We start from the raw sequence: 5,845 nt of genomic DNA on the forward strand, positions 1-5,845 counted from the left end.
CGCCAGCGGCACGAGCTTGCCCGACCTGGCATGCGGCGCGGCCGTGCCGATGACCAGCGTCATCGCCTGGATCTGCTGGCCCATGAGGGCGGTGAGGCCGGCGCCTTCGCCCACGAAGGGCACGTGCGTGCCGGACACGCCCATGCGGTCGAGCAGCGCCGAGGTCAGCAGGTGCGCCGGGCTGCCCTTGCCGGGCGAGCCGAAATCGAGCCCGCCCGGGTGGGCCCTGGCCTGGTCCGCCAGCTGCGCCAGCCGCGTGATGCCCAGCCCCGCCGGCACGGCCAGCACCAGCGGCGTGCTGCCCAGCACCGCCACGCTGTCGAAGTCGTGCAGCGGGTCATAGGGCGGCTGCCGGTAGACGTAGGGCGTGATGGTCATCTGCGACATGCCGATGGTCATCAGCGTGTAGCCGTCGGCCGGCTGGGACTTGAGCGCATTGACCGCCAGGATGCCGTTGGCCCCCGGCTTGTTCTGCACCACCACGGGCTGGCCCATCTCGCGCGCGGCGCAGTCGGCCCAGGCGCGCGTCATCGCATCGGACGCGCTGCCCGGCGGCTGCTGGGCGATGAGCTGGATCGGCTTGGCGGGGTAGGCCGCGGGCTGGGCGCCGGCCGCGAAAGCCAGCGACGCGAACGCGGCGCCGGCCAGGGCGCGCCGTGCGCCTGTGCAAGGGGGGTTCATGGTGTGTCTCCTGTTGTCGTGATGGATGCCGGGTGCCCTGGGGTGCGCACGTGCCCGGGCCAGGGCATGGCGCCGGTCATGCCGCGCGCGGGGGCCTGGCGCGGGGTCGGGGTTTCGATGCCGGAGCGCCCGCGCGGGCCAGGCCGTCGCAGCGCTGCGCGATGAGCGTGGCCAGGCAATCGAGCTGCGCATGGGCGGCTTCGTCGGCGGGGCGGAACATCTCCAGCAGGCCCAGGCCGCGCAGCGTGGAGAACACCAGCCCCACGAACCCTTCGCGCTCCGGGTCGCCCGCCAGTTCGGGAAACGCCTCGAAGAACCCCGTGTGCATGCGCGCATTGAGGTCCTGGCGCAGCGCAGCGATGTGCGCCACCACCTCGGGCTGGTTGCGGCTGCCCAGGTAGATGTTCCACGCCGCCATGAAGCGCGGCTGCGCATAGACGATGTGCCACGCGGACCGCACGAAATGCCGCGCGCGCTGCAGCGCCGGCAGCGATGCGGCGGGCCACAGCAGGCCCTCGCGGTCCTGCGCCGCGATCAGCTCGGCGAGCACGCGCATCATCAGCGCGGCCTTCGACTCGAAGTGGTGCTGCACCGCCCCCGACGTCATTCCCGCCGTGCGGGCCAGCTCGTGGATCGACATCGCCTCGAAGCTGCGCGACTGGATGACCTCGATGGCCGTGGCGATCAGGCGCTGCTGCGTGGCGGCGCTGCGCTCGGCATGGGTGCGGCGGGGCGTGCGGGGGATCATCGGCGGCAAACGTTATACATTTCGAACGTAATGTAAATACGCGGCAGCGAGACCGTCAATCCCGGGCAATCCCCTGCCTGCGACGGGCTGCCTACAATGAAAAAGCCGCACCCATTCCAGCCTGGAGACACGCCATGAACGCCCCCGCCGCCGCCAAGCACCTGCTTCCCGAAATCCACCTGCGCCCCGTTCCGCAGGCACTGCTCGACGCACTCGCCGCCCGCTTCGGCGCGCAGTGCTCCACGGCCCAGGCGGTGCGTGAACAGCACGGTCGCGACGAGGGCTCGCTCAAGGCGCCGCCCCCCTCGGCCGTGGTGTTCGCCGAAACCACGCAGGACGTGGCCGACGCCGTGAAGCTCGCCGCGCAGCACGACGTGCCGGTGATTCCGTACGGCGCGGGCTCCTCGCTCGAAGGCCACCTGCTGGCCGTGCAGGGCGGCATCAGCATCGACGTGAACCGAATGAACCGCGTGCTCAGCGTCGATGCCGACGACCTCACCGTGACCGTGCAGCCCGGCATCACGCGCAAGCAGCTCAACGATGCCATCAAGGACACGGGCCTGTTCTTTCCCATCGACCCCGGCGCCGACGCCAGCATCGGCGGCATGTGCGCCACCCGCGCCAGCGGCACCAACGCCGTGCGCTACGGCACCATGCGCGAGAACGTGCTGGCCCTCGAAGTGGTCACGGCCGGCGGCGAGGCCATCCGCACCGGCACACGCGCCAAGAAGAGCGCGGCGGGCTACGACCTCACCCGCCTCCTGGTGGGCAGCGAAGGCACGCTGGGCGTGATCACCGAGGTCACCGTGCGCCTGTATCCGCTGCCCGAGGCCGTGTCGGCCGCCATCTGCTCGTTCCCGAGCATCGAGGCGGCCGTGCGCACCACCATCCAGACCATCCAGCTGGGCGTGCCGATCGCGCGCGTGGAGCTGATCGACGCGCACACCGTGCGCATGGTCAACGCCCACAGCAAGCTGGGCCTGCGCGAGGAGCCCATGCTGCTCATGGAATTCCACGGCTCGCCGGCCGGCGTGAAGGAGCAGGCCGAGGTGGTGCAGGAGATCGCGGCCGAGTTCGGCGGCAACGCGTTCGAATGGGCCACCACCCCCGAGGAGCGCACCCGCCTGTGGACCGCGCGGCACAACGCCTATTTCGCCGCGGTGCAAAGCCGCCCTGGCTGCCGCGCCATCAGCACCGACACCTGCGTGCCCATCAGCCGCCTGGCCGACTGCCTGCTCGACTCGGTGACGGAGGCCGACGCGAGCGGCATCCCCTACTTCCTCGTCGGCCACGTGGGCGACGGCAACTTCCACTTCGGCTACCTGATCGACCCCGAAAGCGCCGAAGAGCGCCTGAAGGCCGAGGATCTGAACCACCAGCTCGTCGCCCGCGCCCTGCGCCTGGGCGGCACCTGCACGGGCGAGCACGGCGTGGGCCTGCACAAGATGGGCTTCCTGCTGGACGAGACCGGCGCGGGCGCGGTGGACATGATGCGGGCCATCAAGCGCGCGCTGGACCCGAAGAACATCCTGAACCCGGGCAAGATCTTCGCGCTGTGACGCGGGCGGCCGAAGGCCGGCCCCTTGCAGCGATTCAAAACATGGCACGTTCTCCGGACGGAACCCACCGGGCGACGCTGCGCTTCGAAGGCGAGATCCGGTTCGGCCCGGAGTACTTTCGCCTGTCGATCGACGGCCGCGGCATCCCGCACCGGATCTTCGGCCAGCCCCTCCAATGGTCGCCCGACTCGCGCTTTCTGGCCGCGCAGGAATGGCTGACCACCGACTACGCCGCAGGGCCCATCACCTGCGCTGCGCTGATCGACGTGGACGGGTGGAAGATCGCCCGGCTGGAGGTGCTGGCCAAGGGGTTTGCGCAGGAATTCCAATGGGACGCGGCCACCCTTCGGTACCAGCAGGCCTTTGCGGCCCGATCCACGGCCCGGTGCGCCCGGGTGGCACTGGAATCCGTGGAGGGCTGGGCGCCCATCGACGCCGCCCCGCCGCTTCCAGCCGATGGGGCATGACGCCTGGGACCGCCGCGCCTGCAACGCTAAAGTCCGCGTGATGGCCACCAACCACCCGGAGAATCCATGAAGTGCTTCGTACACCAGGGCGCCGACGCCGTGGGCACCTGCCGCGCCTGCAACAAGGGGGTCTGCCCGGCCTGCGCCAAGGACCTGGGCCATTCCATCTGCTGCAGCCAGGGCCCTTGCGAGACCAAGGCGCGCACGCTGGATTCGCAGGTCGCGCAAAGCAGCGTGGTGCTGGCCGCGCACCGGCGCAACCGCTTCCTTGCGCCCCTGTTCTTCATCGCTGCCGGTGCCCTGTTCATCGCCTTTTCCGGCAGCGGCAAAGGGCCATGGTTCGGTTTGGGCCATGCCTTCGGGCTGGGGTTCATCGTTTTCGGCATCGTCCTGGGCATCGCCAGCCACCGGTACGCCAGGGAGCTCGAACGCAAGGCCTGATGCACCGCCGGCCAGCGCCATCCGCCATGCACGGATGGCCAAAAGGCACCCCAAGGCATGAGATGCTCCGCCAAATGCCCAACGCAGGCTTTTGCGTCCATCCAACCATTCCAACAGGGGAGACAAACCCATGCCAGACCACCACGCCGCCGACAGCGGCTTACAGCAAACGCGCAAGGCCACCGCCAGTGGCTGGATCGGCTCGGTGCTGGAGTACTACGACTTCTTCATCTACGCCACCGCCGCATCGCTGATCTTTCCGCAGATCTTCTTTCCCGCAGGCAACCCGACGGCGGCCATCGTGGCCTCGCTCGCCACCTACGGCGTGGGCTACGTGGCCCGGCCCATCGGTGCCCTGGTGCTCGGCCACTGGGGCGACACCCATGGCCGCAAGCAGGTACTGGTGTTGTGCATGTTCCTGATGGGCTTTTCCACCCTGGCCGTGGGCCTGCTGCCCACCTATGCGCAGGCCGGCCTGCTGGCCCCGGCGATGCTCGTGGTGCTGCGCCTGATCCAGGGCTTCGCGGTGGCCGGCGAGATCTCGGGGGCCAGCTCGATGATCCTGGAGCACGCGCCGACCGGGCGGCGGGGCTTTTTATGCCAGCTTCGCGCTGCAGGGCGTGCAGGCAGGGCAGGTGCTGGCGGCGGCGGTGTTCCTGCCGCTGGCGTATTTCCTGCCGGCCGAGCAGTTCAACACCTGGGGCTGGCGCGTGCCGTTCCTGCTGAGCTTCATCGTCATCCTGGTGGGCTACTACATCCGCCGCGAAGTGCAGGAAACCCCTGTGTTCACCGCCGAGCGCCGGCAGGGCGCCGTGCCGCGCGCGCCCATCGTGCAGGCGTTCCAGGAGAACGGGCCGAACATGCTGCGCGTGGTGTGCATGGCGCTCATGAACGTGATCCCGGTGGTGGCGACCGTGTTCGGCGCGGCCTATGCCGTGCAGCCGGGCTATGGCGTGGGCTTCGACAAGAGCGTGTACCTGTGGATTCCGGTGCTGGGCAACATCGTCGCGGTGCTCGTGATCCCGCACGTGGGCAACCTGTCGGACCGCATCGGCCGGCGCCCGCCGATCATCGTGGGCGCGCTGCTGTCGGGGCTGCTGGCGTTCCTGTACCTGTATGCCATCAGCATCCACCACGTGCCGATGGCGATCGGCATGTCGCTGCTCATGTGGGGCGTGGTGTACCAGGGCTACAACGCGGTGTTCCCGAGCTTCTACCCCGAGCTGTTCCCGGCCCGCACCCGCGTGACCTCGATGGCCATCTCGCAGAACGTGGGCACCACGCTCACCGCCCTGCTGCCCGCGCTGTTCGCCGCCGTGGCGCCGCCCGGCTCCACCAACGTGCCGGCCACCGTGGGCGCGATCGCGTTCGGCGTGACGGCCATCGCGGCGCTGGCCGCGTGGTCGGCGCGCGAGACCTTCCGCATTCCCACGCAGGACCTGGGCCAGCCCGACGCCCAGCCCCTGTCCGAGGCCGCGTACGAACAGGCCCGCCAGGAAGCCCTGCGCAGCCACGGGCGCGGCCGCTGAAAGACCCACGGCAATCGGCCCACCATCGTTACCCATGCAGCAGCAAACCATCAACGGCAGCACCCGCCTGATCGCCCACCTGGGCTACCCGACCGAGGCCTTCAAGGCCCCGATGATCTACAACCCGTGGTTCGCGCAGCAGGGCATCAACGCCCTGGTGGTGCCCATGGGCGTGCGGGCCGAGGACTACCCCGCCACGCTGCAGGTGCTGCGCCGCATGACCAACTGGCACGGCGCGCTGGTGACCATGCCGCACAAGGTGAGCACGCTGGCGCTGGTGGATGCGCTCACGCCCACGGCGCGCATCGCCGGGGCCTGCAATGCCATCGTGCGCCGACCCGACGGCACGCTGCTGGGCGACCAGTTCGACGGCGCCGGCTTCGTGCGCGGCGTGCAGCGCAAGGGCCTGGCCCTGGCCGG

6 protein-coding genes and 1 pseudogene are annotated in these 5,845 nt (G+C 69.9%); 5 read left to right on the plus strand and 2 right to left on the minus strand.

All coding sequences use genetic code 11. From position 1 onward, the window contains the following. Both AC27IO_RS19395 and AC27IO_RS19400 read right to left on the minus strand, forming a co-directional pair. On the minus strand, window positions 1-681 hold a 681-nt coding region (locus tag AC27IO_RS19395), incomplete at its 3' end, for a tripartite tricarboxylate transporter substrate binding protein (protein ID WP_498740266.1). Between the two features lie 76 nt (window positions 682-757). Then, window positions 758-1,429, minus strand: a complete 672-nt coding sequence (locus AC27IO_RS19400; RefSeq protein WP_498740268.1) for a TetR/AcrR family transcriptional regulator — start codon at window positions 1,427-1,429, stop codon at window positions 758-760. Between the two features lie 134 nt (window positions 1,430-1,563). On the opposite strand from AC27IO_RS19400, the gene AC27IO_RS19405 reads away from it, so the two are divergent. From AC27IO_RS19405 to AC27IO_RS19425, 5 genes and pseudogenes are all read left to right on the plus strand, one after another. Beyond that, window positions 1,564-2,988 (plus strand): FAD-binding oxidoreductase, encoded by a 1,425-nt coding sequence (locus tag AC27IO_RS19405; protein WP_284405607.1) that lies wholly within the window; start codon window positions 1,564-1,566, stop codon window positions 2,986-2,988. Window positions 2,989-3,029: 41 nt separating this feature from the next. Then, window positions 3,030-3,455, plus strand: a complete 426-nt coding sequence (locus AC27IO_RS19410; RefSeq protein WP_498740270.1) for a hypothetical protein — start codon at window positions 3,030-3,032, stop codon at window positions 3,453-3,455. Between the two features lie 66 nt (window positions 3,456-3,521). After that, window positions 3,522-3,896: a DUF485 domain-containing protein gene (locus AC27IO_RS19415; RefSeq protein ID WP_498740272.1), complete on the plus strand. Its 375-nt coding sequence runs from the start codon at window positions 3,522-3,524 to the stop codon at window positions 3,894-3,896. Window positions 3,897-4,026: 130 nt separating this feature from the next. Further along, window positions 4,027-5,425: pseudogene (locus AC27IO_RS19420) on the plus strand (MFS transporter). Window positions 5,426-5,459: 34 nt separating this feature from the next. Continuing rightward, the coding region (locus AC27IO_RS19425) for a shikimate dehydrogenase family protein (RefSeq protein ID WP_498740274.1) at window positions 5,460-5,845 on the plus strand (386 nt) is incomplete at its 3' end.

Source organism: Acidovorax sp. KNOB132, from assembly GCF_057541515.1.